At 72.2% G+C, this 24,593-nt stretch carries 20 protein-coding genes and 1 pseudogene; 14 read left to right on the top strand and 7 right to left on the bottom strand.

What is annotated here, in order from left to right:
* Positions 1-298 precede the first annotated feature (298 nt).
* The gene (gene smc / locus O7617_RS05665; protein ID WP_282262001.1) at positions 299-3,913 is read left to right on the top strand and encodes a chromosome segregation protein SMC; all 3,615 of its coding nucleotides are present in this window, start codon (positions 299-301) and stop codon (positions 3,911-3,913) included.
* Positions 3,913-4,533, top strand: coding sequence for an HAD-IA family hydrolase (locus tag O7617_RS05660; RefSeq protein ID WP_282262000.1), 621 nt, complete (start codon positions 3,913-3,915; stop codon positions 4,531-4,533). Before smc ends, O7617_RS05660 begins: the two co-directional genes overlap by 1 nt.
* Before the next feature lie 7 nt (positions 4,534-4,540).
* Here the strand turns inward: O7617_RS05660 and O7617_RS05655 are convergent, their stop codons facing one another.
* From O7617_RS05655 to O7617_RS05635, 5 genes are all read right to left on the bottom strand, one after another.
* Positions 4,541-5,062: a DinB family protein gene (locus O7617_RS05655; RefSeq protein ID WP_282261999.1), complete on the bottom strand. Its 522-nt coding sequence runs from the start codon at positions 5,060-5,062 to the stop codon at positions 4,541-4,543.
* Between the two features lie 44 nt (positions 5,063-5,106).
* Positions 5,107-5,601 carry a universal stress protein gene (locus O7617_RS05650; RefSeq protein WP_282261997.1) on the bottom strand — a complete coding sequence of 165 codons (495 nt, stop codon included), beginning with the start codon at positions 5,599-5,601 and terminating at the stop codon, positions 5,107-5,109.
* 9 nt (positions 5,602-5,610) lie between these two features.
* The gene (locus O7617_RS05645) at positions 5,611-7,230 is read right to left on the bottom strand and encodes an MDR family MFS transporter (RefSeq protein WP_282261996.1); all 1,620 of its coding nucleotides are present in this window, start codon (positions 7,228-7,230) and stop codon (positions 5,611-5,613) included.
* Positions 7,231-7,375: 145 nt separating this feature from the next.
* Complete coding sequence (locus tag O7617_RS05640; protein ID WP_231924400.1) at positions 7,376-7,816, bottom strand: MarR family transcriptional regulator; 441 nt, start codon at positions 7,814-7,816, stop codon at positions 7,376-7,378.
* 10 nt (positions 7,817-7,826) lie between these two features.
* A complete protein-coding gene (locus tag O7617_RS05635; RefSeq protein WP_282261988.1) occupies positions 7,827-9,554 on the bottom strand; it encodes an alkaline phosphatase D family protein in 1,728 nt (575 codons plus the stop codon).
* 183 nt (positions 9,555-9,737) lie between these two features.
* Here O7617_RS05635 and ftsY point away from each other — a divergent pair, with 183 nt between their 5' ends.
* The 10 genes from ftsY (at position 9,738) to O7617_RS05585 (ending at position 21,673) form a co-directional block, all read left to right on the top strand.
* Positions 9,738-10,919: a signal recognition particle-docking protein FtsY gene (gene ftsY / locus O7617_RS05630; protein WP_282261987.1), complete on the top strand. Its 1,182-nt coding sequence runs from the start codon at positions 9,738-9,740 to the stop codon at positions 10,917-10,919.
* Between the two features lie 6 nt (positions 10,920-10,925).
* Positions 10,926-11,789, top strand: a complete 864-nt coding sequence (locus O7617_RS05625; RefSeq protein WP_282261986.1) for an aminoglycoside phosphotransferase family protein — start codon at positions 10,926-10,928, stop codon at positions 11,787-11,789.
* Positions 11,790-12,066: 277 nt separating this feature from the next.
* The gene (locus O7617_RS05620; RefSeq protein ID WP_282261985.1) at positions 12,067-13,479 is read left to right on the top strand and encodes an ammonium transporter; all 1,413 of its coding nucleotides are present in this window, start codon (positions 12,067-12,069) and stop codon (positions 13,477-13,479) included.
* Positions 13,480-13,504: 25 nt separating this feature from the next.
* Complete coding sequence (locus tag O7617_RS05615; protein WP_172862163.1) at positions 13,505-13,843, top strand: P-II family nitrogen regulator; 339 nt, start codon at positions 13,505-13,507, stop codon at positions 13,841-13,843.
* An 8-nt stretch (positions 13,844-13,851) separates the two neighbouring features.
* The gene (locus O7617_RS05610; RefSeq protein ID WP_282261984.1) at positions 13,852-16,182 is read left to right on the top strand and encodes a [protein-PII] uridylyltransferase; all 2,331 of its coding nucleotides are present in this window, start codon (positions 13,852-13,854) and stop codon (positions 16,180-16,182) included.
* Positions 16,183-16,474: 292 nt separating this feature from the next.
* Positions 16,475-17,611 (top strand): sensor histidine kinase, encoded by a 1,137-nt coding sequence (locus O7617_RS05605; protein ID WP_282261982.1) that lies wholly within the window; start codon positions 16,475-16,477, stop codon positions 17,609-17,611.
* Positions 17,608-18,264 (top strand): response regulator transcription factor, encoded by a 657-nt coding sequence (locus O7617_RS05600; protein ID WP_282261981.1) that lies wholly within the window; start codon positions 17,608-17,610, stop codon positions 18,262-18,264. Before O7617_RS05605 ends, O7617_RS05600 begins: the two co-directional genes overlap by 4 nt.
* A gap of 110 nt (positions 18,265-18,374) precedes the next feature.
* Positions 18,375-19,928, top strand: a complete 1,554-nt coding sequence (gene ffh, locus O7617_RS05595) for a signal recognition particle protein (RefSeq protein WP_282261978.1) — start codon at positions 18,375-18,377, stop codon at positions 19,926-19,928.
* Positions 19,929-19,996: 68 nt separating this feature from the next.
* Positions 19,997-20,575 (top strand): Uma2 family endonuclease, encoded by a 579-nt coding sequence (locus O7617_RS05590; protein WP_282261976.1) that lies wholly within the window; start codon positions 19,997-19,999, stop codon positions 20,573-20,575.
* An 18-nt stretch (positions 20,576-20,593) separates the two neighbouring features.
* Positions 20,594-21,673: an amidohydrolase family protein gene (locus O7617_RS05585; protein ID WP_282261974.1), complete on the top strand. Its 1,080-nt coding sequence runs from the start codon at positions 20,594-20,596 to the stop codon at positions 21,671-21,673.
* A 20-nt stretch (positions 21,674-21,693) separates the two neighbouring features.
* Here O7617_RS05585 and O7617_RS05580 read toward each other — a convergent pair.
* Both O7617_RS05580 and O7617_RS05575 read right to left on the bottom strand, forming a co-directional pair.
* Positions 21,694-21,858: pseudogene (locus O7617_RS05580) on the bottom strand (TetR/AcrR family transcriptional regulator); the annotation flags it as partial.
* Between the two features lie 21 nt (positions 21,859-21,879).
* Complete coding sequence (locus O7617_RS05575; RefSeq protein ID WP_282261972.1) at positions 21,880-22,437, bottom strand: hypothetical protein; 558 nt, start codon at positions 22,435-22,437, stop codon at positions 21,880-21,882.
* A gap of 69 nt (positions 22,438-22,506) precedes the next feature.
* On the opposite strand from O7617_RS05575, the gene proS reads away from it, so the two are divergent.
* On the top strand, positions 22,507-23,913 hold the full coding sequence (gene proS / locus O7617_RS05570) for a proline--tRNA ligase (protein WP_282261970.1): 1,407 nt from the start codon (positions 22,507-22,509) through the stop codon (positions 23,911-23,913).
* Between the two features lie 13 nt (positions 23,914-23,926).
* The gene (locus O7617_RS05565; RefSeq protein WP_282261969.1) at positions 23,927-24,574 is read left to right on the top strand and encodes a DUF402 domain-containing protein; all 648 of its coding nucleotides are present in this window, start codon (positions 23,927-23,929) and stop codon (positions 24,572-24,574) included.
* Positions 24,575-24,593: the final 19 nt, after the last annotated feature.

Here is a 24,593-nt window from a genome sequence, read left to right as displayed (position 1 = left end):
GGCGCGCAACACTGTCCGGTTCGGTTTCGGGTCGACGATTTATGATCTTGCGATCGGTCGCGCGGGAACCGTCCCCGCCGCGTCCGAATAACGCATCGGCCGATAAGCCGATCATGAACTGCTCTCACCATTATCGCGACCACTGGAACAACAGTGCGTACACGCCTCGCGCCCTCGGCGTACCCGACCCGGGGCGGGTCGCGTGCCGGGCCGCTCCCGCCGCCGGGTTAGTCTGCGAGTTCACCCAGGTCCCCAGAGCCGGCGACGGTACGGCGGCCACCGGACGAGGATCGAGAAGGTGTATCTCAAGAGCCTGACGGTGAAGGGGTTCAAGTCCTTTGCCTCCGCGACGACGTTGAAGCTGGAGCCCGGGATCACCTGTGTGGTGGGTCCGAACGGCTCCGGCAAGTCCAACGTCGTCGACGCCATCGCCTGGGTCCTCGGCGAACAGGGCGCCAAGGCGCTTCGCGGCGGCAAGATGGAGGACGTCATCTTCGCCGGCACCGCCGGCCGGGCCCCACTCGGCCGCGCCGAGGTCACCCTGACCATCGACAACACCGACGGCGCGCTGCCGATCGAGTACACCGAGGTCTCCATCACCCGCCGGATGTTCCGCTCCGGTGAGAGCGAGTACGAGATCAACGGCGACTCCTGCCGGTTGCTCGACATCCAGGAGCTGCTCTCCGACTCGGGCATCGGCCGGGAGATGCACATCATCGTCGGGCAGGGGCGGCTCGACGGCATGCTGCACGCCAAGCCGGAGGACCGCCGGGCGTTCATCGAGGAGGCCGCCGGCGTCCTCAAGCACCGCAAGCGCAAGGAAAAGGCCCTGCGCAAGCTCGACGCGATGCAAGTGAATCTCAACCGCTTGGCCGATCTGACTACTGAGCTGCGCCGCCAGCTCAAGCCCCTGGGCCGGCAGGCCGAGGTGGCCCGTCGCGCCGCCGCCATCCAGGCCAACCTGCGCGACGCCCGACTGCGGCTGCTCGCCGACGACCTGGCCACCCTGCGCACCACGCTCGACCGGGAGATCGCCGACGAGACCGCGCTGCGGGAGCGGCGCGAGCAGATCGAGGGCGAGCACGTCGAGGTGCAGGGTCGACTCGGTGAGCTGGAGGCCGCCCTCGCCGAGGACGCGCCGTTGCTCGCCGCCGCACAGGACACCTGGTACAAGCTGTCGGCCCTCCAGGAACGCTTCCGCTCGATCGAGCAGTTGGCCCGGGAACGGCTGCGGCACCTCAGCACCAGCGGCGACGACGAGCGGCCCGGCCGCGATCCGGATCAACTGGAGGCGGAGGCCGAGCGGGTCCGCGAGCAGGAGGAGGACCTGCGCGCGGCGCTCACCGACGACCAGATCCGGCTGGCCGAGGCGGTCGAGCACCGCCAGGAGCTGGAACGGCAGCTCGCCGCCGCCGAACGGGAGCTGGTCGCCGCGGCCAAGGCCATCGCCGACCGGCGGGAGGGGATGGCGAAGCTCACCGGTCAGGTCAACTCGGCCCGCGCCCGCACCACCAGCGCCGGCGAGGAGATCGAACGACTCGCTGTCGCGCACGCCGACGCGCTGGGCCGCGCCGAGCAGGCGCAGGCCGACCTGGACGCGGTGGCCGCTCAGTCCACCGAGGCCGACCGGGACAACGCGGACCTCGACGCGCGGCACGCCGAGGCGGTCGCCGCGCAGGAGCGGGCGCAGGCGACCGTACGCTCCCTGGCCGACTCGGAGCGGGCGGCGGAGAAGGACGCCGCCACCTGGAAGGCCCGGGAGGAGGCGCTGGCGCTGGGGCTGCGGCGCAAGGACGGCGCGGGGGCGTTGCTGGCCCGCGCCGACGATGTACCCGGACTGCTCGGCAGCCTCGCCGGGCTGCTCACCGTCGCGCCGGGCCACGAGGCCGCGCTGGCCGCCGCGCTCGGCGGACTCGCCGACGCGGTAGCCGTCAGCGGGGTGGACGAGGCCGTCGAGGCGATGCGACTGCTGAAGATCTCCGACGCCGGCCGGGCCGGTCTGCTCGTCGGCAGTCCGGCGGGCCCGGGCATGACCGGCTCCGCCGACGCGCTGCGCCCGAAGCTGCCGGACGACGCCCGGTGGGCCCCCGACCTGGTGGAGTGCAGCGCCGACCTGCGTCCGGCGGTGCACCGCGCACTGCGGGACGTGGTGCTCGTCGACGACCTTGCCGCCGCCGCCGAGCTGGTCGCCGGCAACCCCGAGTTGCGGGCGGTCACCCCGGACGGCGACGTGGTCGGGGCGTACGCGGCGGCCGGTGGGTCGGCCAAGGCCCCCAGCTACATCGAGGTGCAGGCGGCCGTCGAGGAGGCCCGCGCCAACCGGCTGACCGCCGAACGGGCCGCCGCGGAGCTGCGCGAGCAGCTCGTCGAGGCGCGCGCCGAGGTGACCGCCGCCAAGGAGGCCGTGCAGCACGCCGCCGCCGAGAAGCGGGAGGCGGAGAGTCACCGCAACGCCGCCGCCCGGCGGCTGGCCGAGCTGGGCGCGGCGGCCCGCTCGGCGAAGGCGGAGACCGACCGGCTCGGCGAGTCCCGGTCCCGCGCCGAGGCCGCCCGGCAGCGGGACCTCGCCGCGCTCGACGAGTTGGAGGAGCGGCTGCGGCTGGCCGAGGAGACGCCTGTCGACGCGGAGCCCTCGACCGAGGAGCGGGATCAACTCGCGGCCATGGTGCCGCAGGCCCGGCAGAACGAGATGGAGGTCCGGCTCGCGGTGCGTACCGCCGAGGAGCGGGTCTCCTCGATCGCCGGCCGGGCCGACTCCCTCGCCCGGCAGGCCACCGCCGAGCGGGCCGCCCGGGAACGCGCCGCGGCCCGGCGGGCCGCGCGCACCCGGGGCGCCGGCATCGCCCGGGCCGTCGCCGGCGGCGCCCGGGAGGCGCTCACCCGGCTCACCACCTCGATCGCGACGGCCGAGGAGCACCGCGACGCGGTCGCCCGGGAACGGGCCGCCCGCGAGGCGGAACTCCAGGAGGTACGCGGCGCGGCCAAGCGGCTCGGCGCGGAGTTGGAGCGGCTGACCAGCCAGGTCCACCGCGACGAGGTCGCCCGCGCGGAGCAACGGCTGCGCATCGAGCAGTTGGAGGCGAAGGCCGCGGAGGACTTCGGGCTGGACGTGGAGACGCTGGTCGCCGAGTACGGCCCGACGCAGCCGGTCCCGCCGACCCCAGTCGACATCGCCACGGCCGAACGCGACGGCCTCCCGGTGCCCGAACCGGTCCGGTACGAGCGGCCGGTGCAGGAGAAGCGGGCCGCCAAGGCGGAACGGGAGTTGACCCTCCTCGGCAAGGTCAATCCGCTCGCGCTGGAGGAGTTCGCCGCGCTGGAGGAGCGGTTCAAGTTCCTCTCCGAGCAGTTGGAAGACCTCAAGGCCACCCGTCGGGACCTGCTCACCGTGGTCAAGGACGTGGACGAGCGGATCCTGGAGGTGTTCGCCAGCGCGTTCGAGGACACCGCCCGGGAGTTCGAGCAGGTGTTCAACGTGCTCTTCCCCGGCGGCGAGGGTCGGCTGATCCTCACCGAGCCGGACGACCTGCTCACCACCGGTGTCGAGGTGGAGGCCCGTCCACCGGGCAAGAAGATCAAGCGGCTGTCGCTGCTCTCCGGTGGCGAGCGGTCGCTGACCGCGGTGGCCATGCTGGTGGCGATCTTCCGGGCCCGGCCCAGCCCGTTCTACATCATGGACGAGGTGGAGGCGGCCCTGGACGACGTCAACCTGGGCCGGTTGATCACGTTGATGGCACAGTTGCGGGAGAAGAGTCAGCTGATCGTCATCACGCACCAGAAGCGGACGATGGAGATCGCTGACGCGCTCTACGGGGTCACCATGCGCAGCGGGGTCACCCAGGTGATCAGTCAACGGCTCAACCGGGCCGACGAGGACGACGAGCGGCACGGCCGCGGCGAGGAGAACGGGTAGTGGCTCGGGAACGCGCGACGGCGCTCCTGCTGGATCTGGACGGCGTCCTGCGCCGGTTCGACCCGGCGGTCGCCGCCGGGGTGGAGCGGGATTACGGCCTCGCCGACGGGGTTCTCCTGGAGATCGCCATGCAGTGGGGTCGGCTCCGGCCGGTGCTCACCGGCCAGGTCAGCCACGCCCAGTGGGTGGACAGCGTGGCCGACGCACTCGCCGAGCCGGCCGGCGGCCCGGAGCGGGCCCGGGCGGCGGTGGAGCGGTGGCAGCGCTACCGGGGCGAGGTGGACACCGCTGTGCTCGACTTCGTCCGGGAGGTGCGCGCCGCCGGCATCACCGTGGGCCTGGGCACCAACGCCACCGACCTGCTCGACGCCGACCTGGCCGCCCTCGGCCTGGTCGGTGAGTTCGACGTGGTGGTCAACTCGTCGACGCTCGGCGTGCACAAGCCCGCCCCGGAATACTTCCAGGCCGCCTGCGTGGCGTTGGCCACCGCGCCGGCCCGGGTCCTCTTCGTCGACGACGAGGACTGGGCCGTCCGCGGTGCCCGGGCCGCCGGGCTGTCGGCGCACCGCTGGGGCGGTCACGCCGACCTCCGTTACCTGCGGGCTGCTCTGGACTACTGAGCGCCGGTCACTCGCCGGTGACGCCGTCGATGCGTTCCCGGATCAGGTCGGCGTGGCCGTTGTGCCGGGCGTACTCCTCGATCATGTGCACGTACACCCAGCGCAGGTTGAAGGTGCGCTTCTTCGGGCCGACCTCGGTGAACGTCTCGTCGAGCGAGTGGCCGGCGGCGGCCTCGCGGGCCAGGGCCACCTCCCGGTGGAAGACGGCGAAGTCGGCCTCGGCGTCGGCGTCGCTGACGTCGTGGTCGGCGTCCGGCGTCTCCGGGGTGAAGTACGGGTAGTCGACGGGCCGGCCGGCGAAGTTCTCCCGGAACCACCAGGCCTCCACCTCGGCCAGGTGTCGGACCAGGCCCAGCAGGGTCAGCCCGGAGGGTTGCACGCTCGGCGTCCGAAGTTGCTCCTCGGTCAACCCGGAGCACTTGAGCAGCAGTGTCTGCCGGTGGTAGTCGAGCCAGCCGTCGAGCATCGTGCGCTCGTCGCCGACGTACGGTTCGGGGGTCCGGCTGATCTCCGGTGCGGTCCACGTCATGCGGTGCATCCTGCCCGGCACGCCTGACATGTCGCGACGGGTTATCAGGGCACCACGACGACGGGCCAGCGACCGGCGCGCACCAGGCGGGTGGCGACCGAGCCGACCAGCCGGTGACCGGCCTGCTCGGAGGCGCCCACCAACACCATGTCGGCCTGGAACTCGTCGGCCGCCGCGCACAACTCGCCGTACGCGTCGCCACGGCGGCACACGAAGGTCACCGGGATGCCCCACTGCTCGGCCCCACGTCGGCACTCCCGGCGCAGCTCGTCGGCCAGTTCGTCGGCGGCGCGCTGGACCGCTCCGGCGTCCATGCCGGGCACCAGGGCGGTCAGGCCGCTCGGCGAGCTGACGAAGACCACCACCAGGGCGGCGCCCTGCCGGCGGGCCAGACCCGCGGCGTAGGAGCCGGCCCGCTCGGAGGTACGGGTGCCGTCGACGCCCACCATGATCACCCGAGGGCCGTCCGTGCCCCGTTCGAAGGGCAGCGGTCGGGTCCTGGGGCCGTACTCCTCGCGGTCCGGTGCTCCCACGCTCATCGCTCTACCTCACCTCTGCTCGCCGGTGCGGACGACGGCCGCGCCGGCACCGGCGGCGAGTGTCGATTCCCTCTCGACCTCGGCCGAAACCGCGTCGCCGTTGTGCTGCCGCAGCGGCACCTCCTTGATGAAGGCGACCGCGATCAACGCGATCAACGCGAAGGGTGCGGCGGTCAGGAAGATGTCACCGGCACCGTGGCCGTACGCGCTCTCCACCACGGCCCGCAGCGGGCCGGGCAGGGTGTGCACGTCGGGCAGGGCGCCGCCGCTGCCCGAACTGGAGGCGGGGATGCCGAGCTGGGCCAGCCCGTCGGCGGTGTAGTCCTTGACCTTGTGGGCGAGGACCGCGCCGAGCGCGGAGACGCCGATCGCGCCACCGAGGCTGCGGAAGAACGCGACCACCGAGCTGGCCGCGCCGAGCTCGTGCGGGCCGACGGTGTTCTGTACGGCGAGGACCAGGTTCTGCATCGTCATGCCCAGGCCCACACCGATGACCGCCATGTAGACGCTGAGCAGGGCGAAACTGGTGTCCGCGCGCAGCGTGCCCATCAGCGCGAAGCCGACGGTGAGCAGCGCCGAGCCGATCACCAGGTACCGCTTCCAGCGGCCGGTCCTGGTGATGACCCGTCCGATCACGGTGGAGGCGACCAGCAGGCCGAGGATCATCGGCAGGGTCATCAGGCCGGACATGGTCGGGCTCTGACCGCGGCTGATCTGGAAGTATTGGCCCAGGAAGATCGACGCGCCGAACATCCCCACGCCGACCGCGATGCTGGCGACGACGGCGAGGGTGATGGTGCGGTTGCGGAACAGGCGCGGCGGGATCATCGGCTCGGCGGCCCGGGTCTCGACCCGGATCGCCAGCGCGCCGAGGAGCAACGCGCCGAGGACCATGGCGGCGGTCTGCCAGGACGCCCAGGCGAACTGGTCACCGGCGAGCGAGACCCAGATCAGGAGCAGCGACACGGCAGCGGTGATCAGGGTGGCACCCCACCAGTCGATCTCGGCCTTCCGCTTGACCACGGGAAGGTGCAGGGTCTTCTGCAGCACGATCAGGGCCACGATGGCGAACGGCACGCCCACGTAGAAGCACCAGCGCCAGCCGAGCCAGGACGTGTCGACGATCACGCCGCCGATCAGCGGGCCGCCGATGGTGCCGACGGCCATCACGGCCCCGAGGTAGCCGCTGTAGCGGCCCCGCTCGCGCGGCGCGATCATCGTGGCCATGATCACCTGGGCCAGCGCGGTGAGGCCGCCGGCGCCGATGCCCTGCAACACGCGGCAGGCGATCAGCTCGCCGGTGCCCTGGGCGAGGCCGGCCAGGACCGAGCCCAGCACGTAGATGCCCAGGGCGAGCTGGACGAGTGTCTTCTTGCTGGTCAGATCGGCCAGTTTGCCCCAGATGGGGGTGGTCGCGGTCGTCGCGAGCAGGGCCGAGGTGACCACCCAGGTGTACGCGGACTGGCCGCCGTGCAGCTCGGTGATGATCCGCGGCAGCGCGTTCGAGATGACCGTGGAGGAGAGGATCGCGACGAACAGGCCCAGCAGCAGGCCGGAGAGTGCCTCCAGGATCTGCCGGTGGGTCATGTCGACGGCGGTCGCCTTGGTGGGCGCTGTCGCCTGGCTCATCGTTTGGTGCCTCCGAGCGGAGTCGAGGTGGAACGGCGGCGAGCTGACATGCGGGCCGCCTGAGAGTTGCCTGGGGCAACCGTATGCTTGGTTGCCTTAGGCAACAACTTGAGGAGCGGGTGCCGTATTCCCCGTCACCCCGGGTTCAGGACCAGGAGTCGTTGAGCCGGCCGAGCAGCCGGGCGAGCTCCTCGATGTCCCGCTCCGGCCAGCCGTCCAGCGCGCGCACGAACTCGCCCAGCCGGGCGGCCCTGGCCACGTCGAACCGGTGCTGCCCCTCCTCGGTGAGGCTGATCTGCGCGGCCCGCCGATCACTCGGGTCCGGATCGCGGTAGACCAGGCCGAGGACCTCCAGGGCGTTGATCTGTCGGCTCAACGTCCCCTTGCCCACACCGAGGCGCGCCGCCAACTCGGTCAACCGGATCGACCCACTGCGCCGCAACCAGAGCAGCAGCCCGTAGGTGTTCGGCTCCAGGTTCGGGTGCACCTCGCGGGCGATCTCCCAGGAGACCGCCCGCCCACGACGCAGGAGGGCGGTCAACTCGTGCTCGACCGCCCGGATGGGTTCCGGCAGGTGCTCGTCCACGGCGTAGAGACTACGGCGAGGTCGGCGCGGAGTCGGCCGAGAGTCGACGCCGCATCACGGTGCGTAGGTGCCCGTCCTTCGTGGTGCCCTCGATGACCACGTCCGCCCCGCGCCCCCGGTGCGTCAGGGTGGCGACCGCGTTGCCGAAGTACGGCCCGGCCAGCTTGCGCCAGCGCACGCTCGGTCGGCGCACCCCGGCGGACCGCGCCAGCGCCCGGGTGGCACCCGCCGGACCGGCCGACCAGCCCATCTTCATCAACGGACGGATGCCGGCCGGCACCTGGTTGTGGATCGGTGAACAGGTGAGCTGGTGCACGGGCGTGACCACCGCCGGGTCGCCGAACCGGGCCCGGGCCACGTACGAGTGGTGCACGTCGCCGGAGAGCACACTGATCGACGCCGGTGGAGCGTACGCCGGACCGGCGCCGATGCGCGCTCCGGACTCGCGAGGGGTGCCGGTGCCGATCCGGGCGAAGGTCTCCGCCAGCCCTTCGAAGGAACGCCGGAACGCCGCCCAGTGCTCCAGATCCAGTGCACGGCGCAGCTTCTCCGCCCCGCGCGCCACCCACGGGCGGCGGGACTCCGCCAGCTTCTCGTTCCACGCCTCGATGTGGTGGATGCCCTGGGGCAGCAGCCAGGGCAGCGAGGCGCCGACCACCAGGTGGTCGTAGACCCCGTGCGCCTGGTCCAGGAACCAGGACCACTCGCCCGGCGGCAGCATCGCCCGGCCGCCCGGGTCGAGCACCCGGCTGCACCGGTTGTCGAGCATGACCAGGCGGGTGCGGCCCAGGTCGAGTGCATAACTCCACTGGTACTGCACCGCGCGCCAGCGCTCGGTGTCGTGCGCCACGTCCGACTCCTGGTCGACCCGGTGCCCGAACTCGCGCAGCACGCCCGTGGCGTCCTCGGCGGCGACCACCTTCGCGAAGACCGGGTCGGCGGTGATCTCGTCGGGGGAGAGGTTGCCCAGGTGCTGGTAGACCCAGTACGAGGCGAGCCCGCTGCCGATCCGCTCCTGCCACCACGGCTGCTCGCGGACGTCCGCCCGCCAGGCCGCCGAGGTGTTCCAGTCGTCGATGATCTCGTGATCGTCGAAGATCATCACGCTCGGCACGGTGGAGAGCAGCCAGCGGATCTCCGGATCACGCCAGGACTCCAGGTAGAGCTTGGTGTACTCGTCGAAGCTCACCACCTGGTCGGCCGGGGCGCCCTTCGGACGCCGCCGACGACGGCGCAGCAACCGGCGCACGGTGGGCGAGGTGACGTCGGCGTAGACCTGGTCACCGAGTAGCACCAGCAGATCCGGCAGCGGATTCGACTCCGGGTCGGCCATCAGTCGCCGGGCGTACGCGTCCAGCGCGTCCGGCGGCAATTTGCGGGTGGTGGCGTGCTGGGTCGTCTCCCGACACGACCCGAAGATCAGGCTGACCGGCTGGTCCCGGTCGTCGGCGGCCCGGGTGCGGATCACGCTCGGCGGAAAGCCGCTGCTCGGCACCGGCCAGACCACCTCGTCGTCGACGAGCACCTCGTAGGTGGTCTCGCTGTCCGGGGTGAGCCCCTCCACGACCACGAGGGCGTAGTGGTGGTCGTACGCCGAGAAGGTGGGCGCGGTGCCGGTGGCGCCGCCCGCCGTGCGGACGGTGACCACCGCGGGCGCGGCGGTCTCCACCCAGACGGTCGCTCGGGTGTCCACCACTCGCCGCAGGAGTGGGCCGATGAGGAGGTGTGCGGCGGGCATGCGGCCGAGCCTACCGCCGGTTTCCGGCACCAGCCGGGCGCGGTGGTGGAGACTCCGGACACCGCCCCCGGGTGCGGTGGCGGAGACCCCGGACACCGCCCGGAGTGCGGTGGCGGAGACTCCGGACACCGCTCGGGGTGCGGTGGCTGGGACGCGGTCGCCCGCATCTGACAGGATTCCGGCATGGCCGAATATCTCGTCCTCGCTCTGGTCCTGCTCGGTGTGCTGATCGCCGGCACAGTCGGGCTGGTCGTCCCGCGACTGCGGCGGCGGCCCGAGCCCCCGTTGCCGCGCACGGAGGTCGACACCAGGGCAGAGGAGGATCTCGCCGGCCCGCCGGTCGAGGCACCGGAGTCCGATCTGTCCACCGGCGTCCTGGTCGAGCCGCCGCCGGTCATCGAGGTCCCCGTCGAGGTGCCCGAGCCGACCGCCGGGCGGCTGGTCCGGCTGCGTTCGCGGCTGTCCCGCTCGCAGAACGTCTTCGGCAAGGGCCTGCTCGGCCTGCTCGCCCGCGACCACCTCGACGAGGACGTCTGGGAGGAGATCGAGGACAGCCTGATCACCGCCGACGTCGGCGTCGACGCCACCCGCGACATCGTCGACCGGCTCCGGGAGCGCACCCGCGTGCTCGGCACCCGCTCGGCCTCCGAGCTGCGGGCACTGCTCGCCGCCGAGTTGGTCAACGCGCTCGACCCGACCCTGGACCGCTCGTTGCGGACCGCCCCGAAGGACGGGGTGCCGGCGGTCGTCCTGGTCGTCGGCGTCAACGGCGCCGGCAAGACCACCACCTGCGGCAAGATCGCCCGCGTGCTCGTCGCCGACGGCCGCAGCGTGCTGCTCGGCGCGGCGGACACCTTCCGCGCCGCCGCCGCCGACCAGTTGGAGACCTGGGGTTCACGCGTCGGCGCGGAGACCGTCCGGGGCCCCGAGGCCGCCGACCCGGCCAGCGTCGCCTTCGACGCGGTCAAGCGCGGCATCGACACCGGCGTGGACACCGTGCTCATCGACACCGCCGGCCGACTGCAGAACAAGGTCGGCCTGATGGACGAGCTGGGCAAGGTCAAGCGTGTGGTGGAGAAGCAGGGGCCGATCGACGAGACACTGCTCATCCTCGACGCCACCACCGGCCAGAACGGCCTGGAGCAGGCCAGGGTCTTCACCGAGGTGGTCAACGTGACCGGCGTGGCACTGACCAAGCTCGACGGCACCGCGAAGGGCGGCATCGTGATCGCCGTGCAACGCAAGCTCGGCATCCCCGTGAAGCTGGTCGGCCTCGGTGAGGGCAAGGACGATCTGGCCCCGTTCGACCCGGCGCAGTTCGTCGACGCGTTGCTGGGGACCGAGGCCGCCGGACGGGACGCGTAGTCTCGGGTGTCCAGTGACAACCGCGCGTACGCGGGCTGGCGTGAACCCGGCCACCCCTCGCAGCGCCTCGGGAGACCGTACGTGACTTCGCAGGAGATCCCGCTGCACGGCGGCAACGTGAGCACCGTCGTCCGGGTCGGTGACACGGTCCGCCGCAACGCCGGGCCGTGGACACCGTCCGTGCACGCCCTGCTGCGCCACCTGGAGTACGTGGGCTTCACCGGCGCACCGAGAGCGCTCGGCATGGACGAACGCAACCGCGAGGTGCTGTCGTACCTGGAGGGGGAGTGCGGGGAGTACCCGCTCGCCCCGCACTGGGTGACCGACGAGGCGCTGGTGACCGTCGCGACGATGCTCCGGATGTTCCACGACGCCCAGTACGGCTTCACCCCGCCGCCCGGGGCGGTCTGGCGGTCGTTCGGCCCCCCGCCACCGGACACCGAGGTCATCTGCCACCACGACGCCGCGCCGCACAACGTGATCTGGCGGCCCGACGGCACCCTCGGGCTGATCGACTTCGACCTCGCCTCGCCCGGCGCGCGGATCTACGACGTGGCGTACGCGGCCTGGACCTGGGTGCCGATCTTCGCGGACCGGGACTCGATCACGCTGGGCTGGAAGCACCCGGACCGGCCGCGGCGGCTCCGGCTCTTCGCCGACGCGTACGGGCTGATCCCCCGGGACCGGCACCGGCTGATCCGGACCATCCGCAAGCGGATCGTGGACCACGTCGAGGGCATCCGTCGGATGGCCGCCGCCGGTGAGCCGGCGTTCGTCCGGATCGTGCACAAGGGCCACCTGCGTCGACCGATGCGCGATCTGCGGCTGCTCGACTACGAGCGGCACGCGCTGGAGAACGCCCTCCGCTGAGTGGTCGACCGGTCGATGCTCGGGCGGTTCCGTTGGAACGGACCGGTCGATGGGTCGGGCCGGTCGGCCATCGACGTCCGCCGTCCGGGCGATCCACCACCGTCCATGGCGCTGAGTGTGCGGAGTTCGTGACACGTACGAAACAACCCGTCACGAATTGGAAACCCGCCCGGGACCCTGGGTGAAACAGCCGGCAACAAAGCTTCCGCGCAACCGGCCTACGGGCGACGCTGCCCCGGAAAGCCGCGAAGGAGGACTTCACCTTTAGGAGGCCAGCGTGCCTGAAGCACCGACGATCGACGGCGCCAATACCACGTGGCTGCTGGTTTCGACCGCGCTCGTGCTGCTCATGACCCCCGGACTGGCGCTGTTCTACGGCGGCCTCAACCGGGCCAAGGGCGTACTCAACATGATGATGATGAGCTTCTCCGCCATCGGGCTCATCTCCATTCTGTGGTGGTTCTACGGATTCAGCGTCGCCTTCGGGGCCGACGTGAACGGTTTCTGGGGCGACCCGGGCGCGTACCTCGGCACCAAGACCTTCCTCGCCGAGACCGACCTGTGGGGTGCCACGGCGGAGAACCCCAGCGGCATCGGGGTTCCGCTCTACGTGTTCATGGCCTTCCAGATGGTCTTCGCGGTGATCACCGTCGCGCTGATCAGCGGCGCCATCGCCGACCGGGCCAAGTTCGCCGGCTGGCTGCTGTTCGCCTTCGGTTGGGCCACGCTGGTCTACTTCCCGGTCGCCCACTGGGTGTGGGGCGGCGGCATCATCGGCGGTGACATCCACGCGCTGGACTTCGCCGGTGGCACCGCGGTGCACATCAACGCCGGTGCGGCGGCCCTGGCCGTGGCGCTGGTGCTCGGCAAGCGGCTCGGTTGGCCGCGGGAGGGCATGAAGCCGCACAACATCCCGCTGGTCGCGCTCGGTGCGGGTCTGCTGTGGTTCGGCTGGTTCGGGTTCAACGCCGGCTCGGAGCTGACCGTCGACTCGGTCGCCGGCCTCGCCTTCATCAACACCCAGCTCGCCACGGCGGCGGCCGTGCTCGGCTGGATCGCCGTCGAGTGGGTCAAGACCCGCAAGCCGACGATGGTCGGTGCGTCGTCCGGCGCCGTCGCCGGCCTGGTCGCCATCACCCCGGCCTGTGGCTTCATCGCCCCGTGGGCGTCCGTCCTGCTCGGCATCGTCGCCGGTGCCGTGTGCGCGCTGGCCGTCAGCCTCAAGTACAAGCTCGGTTACGACGACTCGCTCGACGTCGTCGGCGTGCACTTCGTCGGTGGCTGGATCGGGTCGCTCTGGCTCGGTCTGTTCGCCACCAACTCGGTCAACGCCGCGATCACCGACGTGGTGGGCGCCTCCGACGGCCTCTTCTACGGCGGCGGCGTGACCCAGCTCGGACGGCAGGCGCTCGCTGGTCTGATCGTCACCGTCTGGTCCTTCGGCATCGCCTGGGTGCTCGCCTTCGTCATCGAGAAGACGATGGGCTTCCGGGTCAAGGCCGAGGCGGAGGTCGAGGGCATCGACATCGGCGAGCACGCCGAGAGCGGCTACGACCTGTCCCCGGCCGGTGGCGGCGCGGGCGGCGCGTTCGCGATGGCCGGCATCGGCACCCCCGGTGGCGGTGCGACGAGTGGTGCCAAGCCGGAGGCGGAGCCCGCCGAGCCGGTCAGCGAAAAGGTCGCCGGTTAACGTTCCTGGGATGGAGGGGTTGGACATGAAGCTGGTGACCGCGGTCATCAAGCCGTACCAACTGGACGCGGTGAAGGAGGCCCTGCACGCCCTCGGGGTGGCCGGGCTGACCGTCAGCGAGGTCCAGGGGTACGGACGGCAGAAGGGGCACACCGAGGTCTACCGGGGTGCCGAGTACACGGTCGAGTTCCTGCCCAAGATCCGGGTCGAGGTGCTCACCGACGAGATCGACGTCGACAAGGTGGTGGACGCCATCGTCGGGGCGGCCCGCACGGGCAAGATCGGTGACGGCAAGGTGTGGGTCACCGGTGTCGAGGAGGTCGTCCGGGTACGTACCGGCGAGCGCGGCCTAGACGCGCTCTGACGGCCGACATGACCTCGTTGATCAGGAAGAACGCGTCAGGGCACGCCGCCGATGGTGACGCGAACCTCCTGGTCAACGAGGTCGTCGGCGTCCGCGCCGGGATCGGGGAGGCGGCTCGGCTCTCCCGGGCGGCGGCGTACGAGGCGTTCCTGCGGGGGTTGCTGCCCGCCCGGGACGGGGTGGCGCTGCTCGCCGTCGGCGGGTTGGGGCGGCGGCAGTGCGCCCCGTACGGCGACCTCGACCTCGTCCTGCTGCACGCCGGGGTGCCCGGCACCGACGAGTTGGCCGCCTCGGTCTGGTACCCGATCTGGGACGCGGGCCTGCGGCTCGACCACTCGGTACGCACCGTCTCCGAGGCGCTGTCCGTCGCCCAGGACGACGTCAAGGTCGCCCTCGGGCTGCTCGACGCCCGCCTCGTGGTGGGGGACCAGGCGCTGGCCGACTCGCTGATCCGTACCGCCGCCGACCACTGGCGGCGCACCGCCGTCCGGCACCTGCCCGGCCTGCGCGAGATCACCGAGGCCCGCTGGCAGGCGCACGGCGAGCTGGCCTTCCTGTTGGAGGGCGACCTCAAGGAGGCCGCCGGCGGTCTACGCGACGTGGGGCTGCTGCGGGCGATCTCCGCCGCCGGCATCACCGACGCGCTGCGCCCCGCCGTGCGCGCGGCGCACCTGCGCCTGCTGGACACCCGCGACGCATTGCACCAGCAGGTCGGCCGCCGGGTCGACCGGCTGGTCGCGCAGGAACGCGACGGGGTGGCCCGACTGCTCGGCCTGCGACACCTCCAGCCCGGCGCGTCCGACGCCGCGCGGCGGCCGGGAGCCGTCGTCGAGGACGGTGACGCCCTCCTGCGCCGGGTCGCCGGCGATGCCCGCACGGTCAGCCACGCGTTGGACGACGCGTTCCGCGCCGCCGACCGGTTGCGCTCCGGCCGGTCCCGCAACGGTGGCGGGCGCCCCGTGCGCCGCCCGGTGGCCCGCGACGTGGTCGAGCACGACGGTGAGCTGGTGCTCGCCCGCACGGCGATCGGGGCCCGCCCCGACCCGAGTCTCTCCCTACGGGTGGCCGCCGCGGCGGCCACCACCCGGCTGCCGATCGCCCGGGCCACCTGTGAGTGGCTGGCGGCGTACTGCCCACCGCTGCCCGCGCCCTGGCCGGCCGATGCCCGGGCCGCGTTGACGACCCTCCTCGGCGCGGGTCCCGGCCTGGTGCCCGCCTGGGAGACCTGCGACCGGTACGGACTCGTCGACAACTGGCTGCCCGAGTGGACCCGGTTGCGCAGCCTGCCGCAGCACAACCCCGTGCACCGCTACACCCTCGACCGGCACCTCGTGCAGACCGCGTACGAGGCCAGCCGGCACTCCCGTGAGGTGGAGCGCCCCGACCTGCTGCTCCTCGGCGCGCTCCTGCACGACATCGGCAAGGGGCTCACCGGTGACCACAGCACCGTCGGTGTGCCACTGGCCCAGGAGGCGGCGACCCGGATCGGCCTGCCCCCCGCCGAGGTCGACCTGATCGGCACGCTGGTCCGGTTGCACCTGCTGCTGCCCGACGTGGCCACCCGCCGGGACCTGACCGACCCGGTCACCATCGCCTCGGTGGCCGAGGCGGTGGGAGACACCGGCACCCTCGACCTGCTGCACGCGCTGGTCCGCGCCGACGCGGCGGCGACCGGGCCGGCGGCCTGGTCGGACTGGAAGGGTCGACTCGTCGCCGAGTTGGTCGCCCGGGTCCGTACCGCACTGGACACCGGCGTACTCCCCGAACCACCCACCCCGGACCCGGCGCTGCTGGCCGGGCCGCTACCGGTCGTCCACCTGACCGGTGACCGGGTGTCGGTCGCCGCGGCCGACCGGAGGGGCCTGCTCGCCACGGTGGCCGGCTGCCTGGCCCTGCACCGGATGGAGGTGATCTCCGCCGACGCCTCGGTGGTCGACGGTCGGGCCCTGGTCGAGTGCCGGGTGCAACCCCGTTACGGCCTCCCGCCGGACCCGGTCCCGCTCCGCGCCGACCTGCGCCGGGCCGTCGGCGGCGACGTGTCGGTGACGCAGCGGCTGCGCGGCCGTGCGCTCGCCGCCCGGGGCGACGGGGCTGCTCCACGGGTCGTCTGGCACCGGGAGGCGGCCACCGACGCGGTGCTGCTGGAGTTGCGTGCCGCCGACGCCGCCGGGCTGCTCTACCGGGTGACCTGTGCGCTCGACGAGGCGGGTGCCCTGGTCCGCGCAGCCCGCATCTCCACTCTCGGCGCCGACGTGGTCGACGCCTTCTACCTGGTCGGCGGCTGGCCGGACGACGACACCCGGGCCCGTCTGGAGGCCGCGGTCCTCGCCGCTGTCTGACCTGCGGTCGCCGCTCGCGCAGGCCACGCACTGGGCGGTCCTGGCAGCGACCGGCCGCCTGCTGGACGACGGCACGGCCGCCCGCGCGAGCCGGCTACCTCGATGGGCGATATACCTCAGAGTCATATTCATACCTGAGAGTCATATTGCTCATCGGAGTGCCCGCCGCCGCGACCCGGCGGGCGGAGAAGCGGCTGGCTCCGCTGGTGGCGGCTGATACGTCGGCGGACGTAGCGGTGGTGCCGCCGCCGGACGCACGACGGCTGCCCCCGGCGCGGGCAGAATGACGGCCATGCGACCAGGTGGGCGGTGGGGATGGCCGGATGTGGCGCCGGCCCTGGTGCTGCTCGCGTTCGGGCTGCTCGCCACCGGGCTGGCCGGAGACAACCAGCCGGGGTCCAGTCCGGTGGACGCCGCCTGCCGGGTGCTGATCGCGGTCGCCGCGCTCGCCCTGCTGCTCCGGCGACGCGCCCCGGTGCCCGTCCTGGCCGTGGTCACCGTGGCCACCTCGACGTACCTGGTGCTCGGCTACCCGTACGGGCCGATCCTGCTCGCGTTCCTGCTCGCGGTGTACACCGTGGCGGTGCGACTGCCGGTGCGCCCGGCGGCGCTCGCCGCCGGGGGCGCCTTCGTCCTGTTGGTGGCGCACGTCTTCGTCGCCCGAGGGCCGGCGCCGGGCTGGGCGGGAGTGCTGCCCGCGTCGGCCTGGGTGGTCGTACCGTTCGCGGTGGGTGTGGTGGCGCGGGTCAGTCGGGAGTCGGCCGCGCGTACCCGCGCCGAGGAGGCCCGCGCCCGTGCCGAACAGGCTCGCCGGCAGGCCGACGAGGAGCGGCTGCGCATCGCGCAGGAGGTGCATGACGTGGTGGGGCACGGGCTGGCCGCGATCAGCATGCAGGCGGAGATCGCCCTGCACCTGCTGCCGAAGCGGCCGGAGCAGGCGGAGACCGCGTTGACCGCGATCAGCCGGACCAGCCGGGAGGCGCTCGACGAGCTCCGGGTCACCCTCGGGGCGGTACGGCAGGGCGCCGAGCGCGGGCCGGTGCCCGGTCTGGCCCGGCTCCCGGCGCTGCGTGACCGGCTGGCCGGTGCCGGGCTCGCCGTGCGGACGCGGGTGGTCGGCGACCCTCGGGAGTTGCCCGCCGCGGTGGACCTGACCGCGTACCGGGTGGCGCAGGAGGCGTTGACGAACGTGCTGCGGCACGCGGGGGTGACCAGCGCCGAGGTGACCGTGGACTACCGCGCCGACGAGGTGACGGTGGAGGTGACCGACGAGGGCGCCGGGACGGCTCCGGCCGACGACGGGAGCGGGCACGGTCTGGCCGGGATGCGGGAGCGGGTCGAGGCGCTGGGCGGGCGGTTGGCCACCGGGCCGCGCCCCGGTGGCGGTTTCCGGGTGTACGCCCGGCTGCCCGTGGAGTCGACCACGTGATCCGGGTGCTGGTCGCCGACGACCAGGACCTGGTCCGGCTCGGCCTGCGGGCGCTGGTGGAGAGCGAGGACGACCTGATGCTCGCCGGTGAGGCCGCCGACGGGCTGCGGGCGGTCGAGCTGGCCCGCCGGGAGCGGCCGGACGTCGTGCTGATGGACATCCGGATGCCCGGCATCGACGGCATCGAGGCGACCCGGCGGATCGTCGCCGATCCCGACCTGACCGGCACGCGGGTGGTGGTGCTCACCACCTTCGAGCTGGACGAGTACGTCTTCGACGCGTTGCGGCACGGCGCGAGCGGCTTCCTCACCAAGGACACCCGGCCGGTCGACCTGCTGCGCGCGATCCGGTTGGTCGCCGAGGGGGAGGCGCTGCTGTCGCCATCGGTGACCCGCCGGGTGGTGCGGGAGTTCGCCACCCGGCCGTCCTGGGTGCTTCGCCCGCACCCCCGGCTGGACACGCTCACCGACCGGGAACGCCAGGTCGTCGGCCTCGTCGGGGAGGGCCTGAACAACGAGGAGATCGCCGCCCGGCTGGTGGTCAGCCCGGCGACCGCGCGGACCCACGTCAGCCGGGCGATGGGCAAGCTGGGAGCCCGGGACCGGGCCCAGCTCGTCGTCTTCGCGTACCAATCGGGGTTGGTCTCGGGGTGAGGCCCGGGCCGCCAGCGGCCTTGCGGGTGGCCGGTTACCCTAGCGGTGGCCGGACTCCGCAGTGCCGGCCGGGTTGTGCCCGCCGGAACACTGACAAACGGGATGTTCGCGTGTTTGACACCTTGAGTGACCGCCTGTCCGGGATCTTCACCAAGCTCCGCGGCAAGGGACGGCTCACCGACGCCGACATCGACGCCACCGCGCGCGAGATCCGCCTCGCGCTGCTGGAGGCGGACGTCGCGCTGCCGGTGGTCAAGGGCTTCATCGCGGCCGTGAAGGAGCGGGCCCGCAGCGCCGAGGTCTCCCAGGCGCTGAACCCGGCCCAGCAGATCATCAAGATCGTCAACGAAGAGCTGATCAACGTGCTCGGCGGCGAGGGTCGGCGACTCCAGTTCGCCAAGCAGCCGCCCACGGTGATCATGCTGGCCGGCCTCCAGGGTTCCGGTAAGACCACCCTGGCCGGCAAGCTGGCCCGTTGGCTCAAGGGCCAGGGGCACCAGCCGCTGCTGGTCGCCGCCGACCTCCAGCGCCCCAACGCCGTCGGGCAGCTCCAGGTGCTCGGTGGTCGGGCCGGTGTCGAGGTGTACGCCCCGGAGCCCGGCAACGGCACCGGTGACCCGGTGCAGGTGGCCCGCGCGTCGATCGAGCACGCGAAGCGCGCCGCCCGCGACATCGTCATCGTCGACACCGCCGGTCGACTCGGTATCGACGCCGAGATGATGCAGCAGGCCGCCGACATCCGCGACGCCGTCTCGCCGGACGAGGTCATCTTCGTCATCGACGCGATGGTCGGTCAGGACGCCGTCCGCACCGCCGAGGCGTTCCGCGACGGGGTCGGCATCACCGGTGTGGTCCTCTCCAAGCTCGACGGCGACGCCCGTGGTGGTGCCGCGCTGTCGGTGCGTGAGGTCACCGGGCAGCCGATCCTGTTCGCCTCCACCGGTGAGAAGCTGGAGGACTTCGACGTCTTCCACCCCGACCGGATGGCCAGCCGGATCCTCGGCATGGGCGACGTCCTCACTCTGATCGAGCAGGCCGAGCAGGCCTTCGACTCCGATCAGAAGGAGAAGATGACCGCCAAGCTGATGGGCGGCGAGCAGTTCACCCTGGACGACTTCCTCGACCAGCTCATCGCGGTGCGGCGGATGGGCCCGATCGCCAACGTGCTGGCCATGATGCCCGGCATGGGGCAGATGAAGGACCAGCTCGCCGAGCTGGACGACAGTCACTTCGACCGGGTCACCGCGATCATCCGGTCGATGACCCCGGGCGAGCGGACCAACCCGAAGATCATCAACGGCTCCCGCCGGGCGCGCATCGCCAACGGCTCCGGCGTCACCGTGATGGACGTCAACCAACTGCTCAACCGCTTCGCCGACGCGCAGAAGATGATGAAGCAGATGGGCGGCATGATGGGCCTGCCCGGCGGCGGTCGGCGCAAGGCGACCAAGAGCCCGAAGAACAAGCGCAAGGGCACCAAGGGCGGCGGTCGGCCGCGTACCGGCGCCGGAATGCCGGGCGGCTTCCCCGGTGGCATGCCGCAGCTCCCACCGGGGATGGACCCGAACGACCTCGCGGGCGCGCAGGGCCTGCCGCCCGGCTTCAAGCTGCCGAAGATCGACTTCAACAAGCTCGGCAAGGGCGGCGACAAGGGCCCGCGCTGACGCGTGTCGGTGACGGCGGGCGACTGATCCGGCGCTTAGGGTGATGTCGCCCCCTGGAAGGAGATGTCATGACCGCGGCCCCGATCCTGCCCGAACGGCACGAGTGGACGGTCGACGACCTCGGTGACCTGCCGAAGGACCTTCCGTACGAACTGATCAACGGAAGGTTGATCGTGCCGTCCCCCACACCGCTGCACCAGTTCATCTGCGGTCGCGTCATGTTCGCCCTGGAACTCGCCTGCCCGGACGACTTCTTCGTCAGCATGGACCAGTCGCTCTCGATCGATCGCCGTAACGAGCCGCGGCCGGACGTGGTGGTGATCCGGGTCGAGCAGGCCAACCGGTCACCCGTGCCGGTGCAGGACGCCCTGCTCGCGGTCGAGGTGATTTCACCCGACTCCACCATTCGTGATCGGCACGAGAAGGTCCGCATCTACGCCAATGCAGGCGTCGCCGCGTACTGGGTGATCGACCCTTTGCGGGAGAAGGTCACCTTTACCGAACTCCTACTCAGCCCCAAGGGCGGCTACGAGCCCAGCGTGGAGACCGACGGTCTGGTCACCATCGACCGCCCGTGGAAGGTGACCCTGGACCTGCCGGCGTGGACGCAGCGCCGGCAGGAGGTCCTCGCGCGGACGAAGCGGTGATCGGGTAGGACTGTGCGCATGGCCCTACATGTGCGCGGCGTACTGCTCCCCGACGACGAGGTCCGGGACATCTGGCTGGTCGGCGACCGGGTGACCTTCATCCCGGTGCCCGACGCGGAGACGGTTGTCGACGGCGGCTACGTGCTGCCGGGGTTGGTCGACGCGCACTGCCACATCGGTATCGCCCGCGGTGGCGCCCCGATCACCTCACTCGACCAGGCGCGCGAGCTGGCCCGCCTCGACCGGGACGCCGGGGTGCTGGCCATCCGCGACGCCGGCTCGCCGTACCCGTACCCCGAACTCGACGACGAACCGGACCTGCCGCGACTGGCCCGCGCCGGCCGGCACGTCGCCCCGCCGAAGCGCTACCTGCGCGACATCGGCGTGGAGGTCGACGCGACCGAGGTCGCCGCGACGGTGGCCGCCCAGGCGAAGGCCGGCAACGGTTGGGTCAAGCTGGTCGGCGACTGGATCGACCGTGGTGTGGGTGACCTGGCCCCGGCCTGGGACGCGGACACCCTCACCGCCGCCGTGCGAGCGGCCCACGACGCCGGGGTACGCGCCGCGGTGCACACCTTCTCCGAATCCGCCGTCGAAATCATGGTGCGGGCCGGGGTGGACTCGGTGGAGCACGGCACCGGGCTCAGCCTCGACCTGATCGACGAGATGGCCCGGCAGGGCACCGCGCTCGTCCCCACGATGATCAATATCGCGACTTTCGGAGGCATCGCCGAGCAGGCGCGGGGCAAGTTCCCCGGGTACGCCGAACACATGCTGGCGCTGCGCGACGGTTTCCCCGAGGTGGTGCGCGCGGCGCACGAGGCGGGCGTACCGATCTACGTCGGCACCGACGCCGGCGGCGGCATCGACCACGGGCTGGCCGCCGAGGAGATGATGCTGCTGCACGAGCGCGCGGGCATGGCACCGATCGACGTGCTCGCCGCCGCCTCCTGGGGCGCCCGGGAATGGCTCGGCTTCCCCGGCCTGGTCGAGGGCGGCCTCGCCGACCTGACCGTCTACCCCGAGGACCCCCGCCGCGACCTACGCGTCGTCCGCGCCCCGTCCCGCACGATCCTCCGCGGCCGAGTCATCCGCTGACCCGCGTACGCGCGCGCCGTGCCGGCCTTGCTGCCGAACTCGTTGTAGACGGTCTGTCGGCTGACCCCGGCGGCGCCCGCGACGGCACCCATCCGGACACCGTCCCACCCGGTGGCGACGGTCAGCGTGCGGGCGGCGTCGACGATGCCGTCCCGCACCGGGGTGACGCCGGTCTGCTCACTCATGGTGGTCGAAGTGTAGGTGGTTCAGCGCACGTCGATCTGGTACTGCGCCTCCACCCGGAACCGCTCACCGTCGCTGCCACCGAAGCTCAGCTCGTGCTGACCGGGGGCGGGCGGCGGCACCAGCGCCCACAGACCCCAGCAGGAGACCGGCCTGGGCCACGGCCAGACGGTGACGACGTTGTTGAAGAAGCCGCTGACCGGGAACGACTGGGCCGAGCCGGCTTCGCGCAGGGCGACGGCCACCCCGTCGAACTGCGCGTGACCGGTCGCGCTGTCCATGGCCTCCGCCGGTTCGTCGGTGCGACCGACCTGCCAATAGCAGAACGCCGGGAAGAACAGTGGCCGCCCGGCGGGAACCACGCACCGACGTTGCGCAGAGCCACCGAACGTACCCGCGAGGAACCAGACGTCGGCGGGTTGGTGGTGCCCGGCGTGCCGGCCGGACCCGTCGCCGATCGGATTGGCGGGTTGCCGGTGCCGGGCCACCCAGCGCACCCACCGGGTTGCGAGGTGTGCCAGCTCGGCGGGGTCGGGCGTCGGGTCGGAGGCCGCGCCGGGGTGTGGATCGAGGGGGGTCATGACGGCAGATGCTAACGATGCCGCGCCCGACCGCACCGCCCCGGTGAGGGGCGCATAGGATGTGCGGTCATGGCACGCGTGCTCACTCCCCGTGCGGAGGATTTTCCCCGCTGGTACCAGGACCTGATCGCCAAGGCGAAGCTGGCCGACAACGGCCCGGTCCGCGGCACCATGGTCATCCGACCGGCCGGCTACGCCATCTGGGAGCGTATGCAGGCTGAGATGGACGCCCGGATCAAGGCGGCGGGTGCGGAGAACGCGTACTTCCCGCTCTTCATCCCGGAGAATTACCTCAAGCGTGAGGCCGAGCACGTCGAGGGCTTCTCGCCGGAGCTGGCGGTGGTCACGCACGGTGGCGGCAAGCCGCTCGCCGAGCCGGTGGTGGTGCGCCCCACCAGCGAGACGGTGATCGGCGAGTTCATGGCCAAGTGGATCGACTCGTACCGGGACCTGCCGCTGCTGCTCAACCAGTGGGCGAACGTGGTCCGCTGGGAGCTTCGGCCGCGCATCTTCCTGCGCACCAGCGAGTTCCTCTGGCAGGAGGGGCACACCGCGCACGCCACCCGCGAGGACGCCCGGGCGTACGCGCGGCGGATCCTGCACGAGGCGTACGAGGACCTGATGGTCAACGTGATCGGCATCCCGGTGGTGGTGGGCCTGAAGACGGCGCGTGAGCGGTTCGCCGGGGCGACGGCAACGTACACCTGCGAAGGCATGATGGGCGACGGCAAGGCGCTCCAGCTGGGCACCAGCCACGAGCTGGGGCAGAACTTCGCCAAGGCGTTCGACATCAGCTACTCCGCCAAGGAGGGTGGCCGGGAGCACGCCTGGACCACGTCCTGGGGCACGTCGACCCGGATGCTCGGTGGTCTGATCATGGCGCACGGCGACGACAACGGTCTGCGCGTGCCGCCGAAGCTGGCCCCGATCCAGGCGTACATCATGATCGTCAAGGATGGCGAGGGCGTCGCGGAGGCGGCGGCCAAGGTGCGCGACGGCCTGCGTGACGCCGGTGTCCGGGTCGCGCTCGACGACCGCACCGACACCGCGTTCGGCCGCCGGGCCGTCGACGCCGAGCTGCGTGGCTATCCGGTACGCGTGGAGGTCGGCCCCCGCGACCTGGCCGCCGGCAACGCGACTGTGGTGCGCCGCACCGACGGGTCGAAGTCCCCGACGCCGGTGGCCGACGTGGTCGCCGCGGTGGTGGCGGCGCTGGAGACCGACCAGCAGGTGCTGCACGACCAGGCGTTGGCCAACCGCGAGTCGCGCACCGTGGAGGTCGCGACCCTGGCCGAGGCGATCGAGGCCGCCGCGACGGGCTGGGCCCGGGTGCCGTGGTCGGCGGTCGGTGTGGCCGGTGAGGCCGAGGCGAACGGTCAGGGCGTCACGGTGCGCTGCCTGGTGCGCGCCGACGGCTCGGTGCCGGACTCCGAGGACGAGCCCGACCTGATCGCCGTCCTCGCCCGCGCCTACTGAACGTAGACAGCCAGTGCGGTTCGCGCCGGGTCGGTTGATCATGCACCGGAACGTGCGGCACGGTCGGATCGGATGGGTCCGGCCGGGCCGCGTGGTCAGCGACGACGAGCGGGGTCTGCTGGTGTGGATCGCCCGGGACTCGCCGGTGGCCCACGAGGTGACCGAGGCGGGGCTGGGCATGCGAGCGATGCCCTTCGCCCAGTGGATCTCGTCGTCGTACCGGTTGGCGCACGGGCGCTGGAACGGGCCGCCGCTGTTGAAGTTCCTGCCGACCGGCGCGGCGCACTCCGTCTGGTGGTTCCGCGACGCCCAGGGTCGGTTCGCCCACTGGTACGTCAACCTGGAGGAGCACGGTGTCCGCTGGGACGACGGCCCGGTGGCCGGCGTCGACGTGGTGGACCAGGACCTCGACGTGCTGGTCCGCCCGGACCTGAGCTGGGAGTGGAAGGACGAGGGCGAGTTCGTCGAGCGGCTCGCCTTCGGTGCCGACTACTGGGTGACCGACGAGAAGGCGGTCCGGGCCGAGGGGGAGCGGGTGATCGCCCTCGCCGAGGCCGGGGAGTTCCCGTTCGACGGCACCTGGTGCGACTTCATGCCCCCGGCAGAATGGGACGTACCGGACGAACTTCCGCCAGGATGGGACCGCCCGCCGGTGCGGTGAGGAGTGTCTCCGGTCACCG

Origin of the sequence: Micromonospora sp. WMMD1155 (assembly GCF_029581275.1) — a bacterium.
In the GTDB taxonomy this organism is placed as follows: domain Bacteria; phylum Actinomycetota; class Actinomycetes; order Mycobacteriales; family Micromonosporaceae; genus Micromonospora.
Note: the sequence above shows the minus strand (reverse complement) of the source record. Positions and strands in the feature narration are given on the sequence as shown.

What these genes read in the sequence shown, in the direction of transcription:
- O7617_RS05655 (WP_282261999.1), bottom strand. Translation starts at nt 5,062, where the DNA reads ATGACGTGGACCGCACCGGAGATCAGCCGGACCCCCGAACCGTACGTC.
- O7617_RS05650 (WP_282261997.1), bottom strand. Translation starts at nt 5,601, where the DNA reads ATGAGCGTGGGAGCACCGGACCGCGAGGAGTACGGCCCCAGGACCCGA.
- O7617_RS05645 (WP_282261996.1), bottom strand. Translation starts at nt 7,230, where the DNA reads ATGAGCCAGGCGACAGCGCCCACCAAGGCGACCGCCGTCGACATGACC.
- O7617_RS05635 (WP_282261988.1), bottom strand. Translation starts at nt 9,554, where the DNA reads ATGCCCGCCGCACACCTCCTCATCGGCCCACTCCTGCGGCGAGTGGTG.
- ftsY (WP_282261987.1), top strand. Translation starts at nt 9,738, where the DNA reads ATGGCCGAATATCTCGTCCTCGCTCTGGTCCTGCTCGGTGTGCTGATC.
- O7617_RS05615 (WP_172862163.1), top strand. Translation starts at nt 13,505, where the DNA reads ATGAAGCTGGTGACCGCGGTCATCAAGCCGTACCAACTGGACGCGGTG.
- O7617_RS05610 (WP_282261984.1), top strand. Translation starts at nt 13,852, where the DNA reads ATGACCTCGTTGATCAGGAAGAACGCGTCAGGGCACGCCGCCGATGGT.
- O7617_RS05605 (WP_282261982.1), top strand. Translation starts at nt 16,475, where the DNA reads ATGCGACCAGGTGGGCGGTGGGGATGGCCGGATGTGGCGCCGGCCCTG.
- O7617_RS05590 (WP_282261976.1), top strand. Translation starts at nt 19,997, where the DNA reads ATGACCGCGGCCCCGATCCTGCCCGAACGGCACGAGTGGACGGTCGAC.
- O7617_RS05585 (WP_282261974.1), top strand. Translation starts at nt 20,594, where the DNA reads ATGGCCCTACATGTGCGCGGCGTACTGCTCCCCGACGACGAGGTCCGG.
- O7617_RS05575 (WP_282261972.1), bottom strand. Translation starts at nt 22,437, where the DNA reads ATGACCCCCCTCGATCCACACCCCGGCGCGGCCTCCGACCCGACGCCC.
- proS (WP_282261970.1), top strand. Translation starts at nt 22,507, where the DNA reads ATGGCACGCGTGCTCACTCCCCGTGCGGAGGATTTTCCCCGCTGGTAC.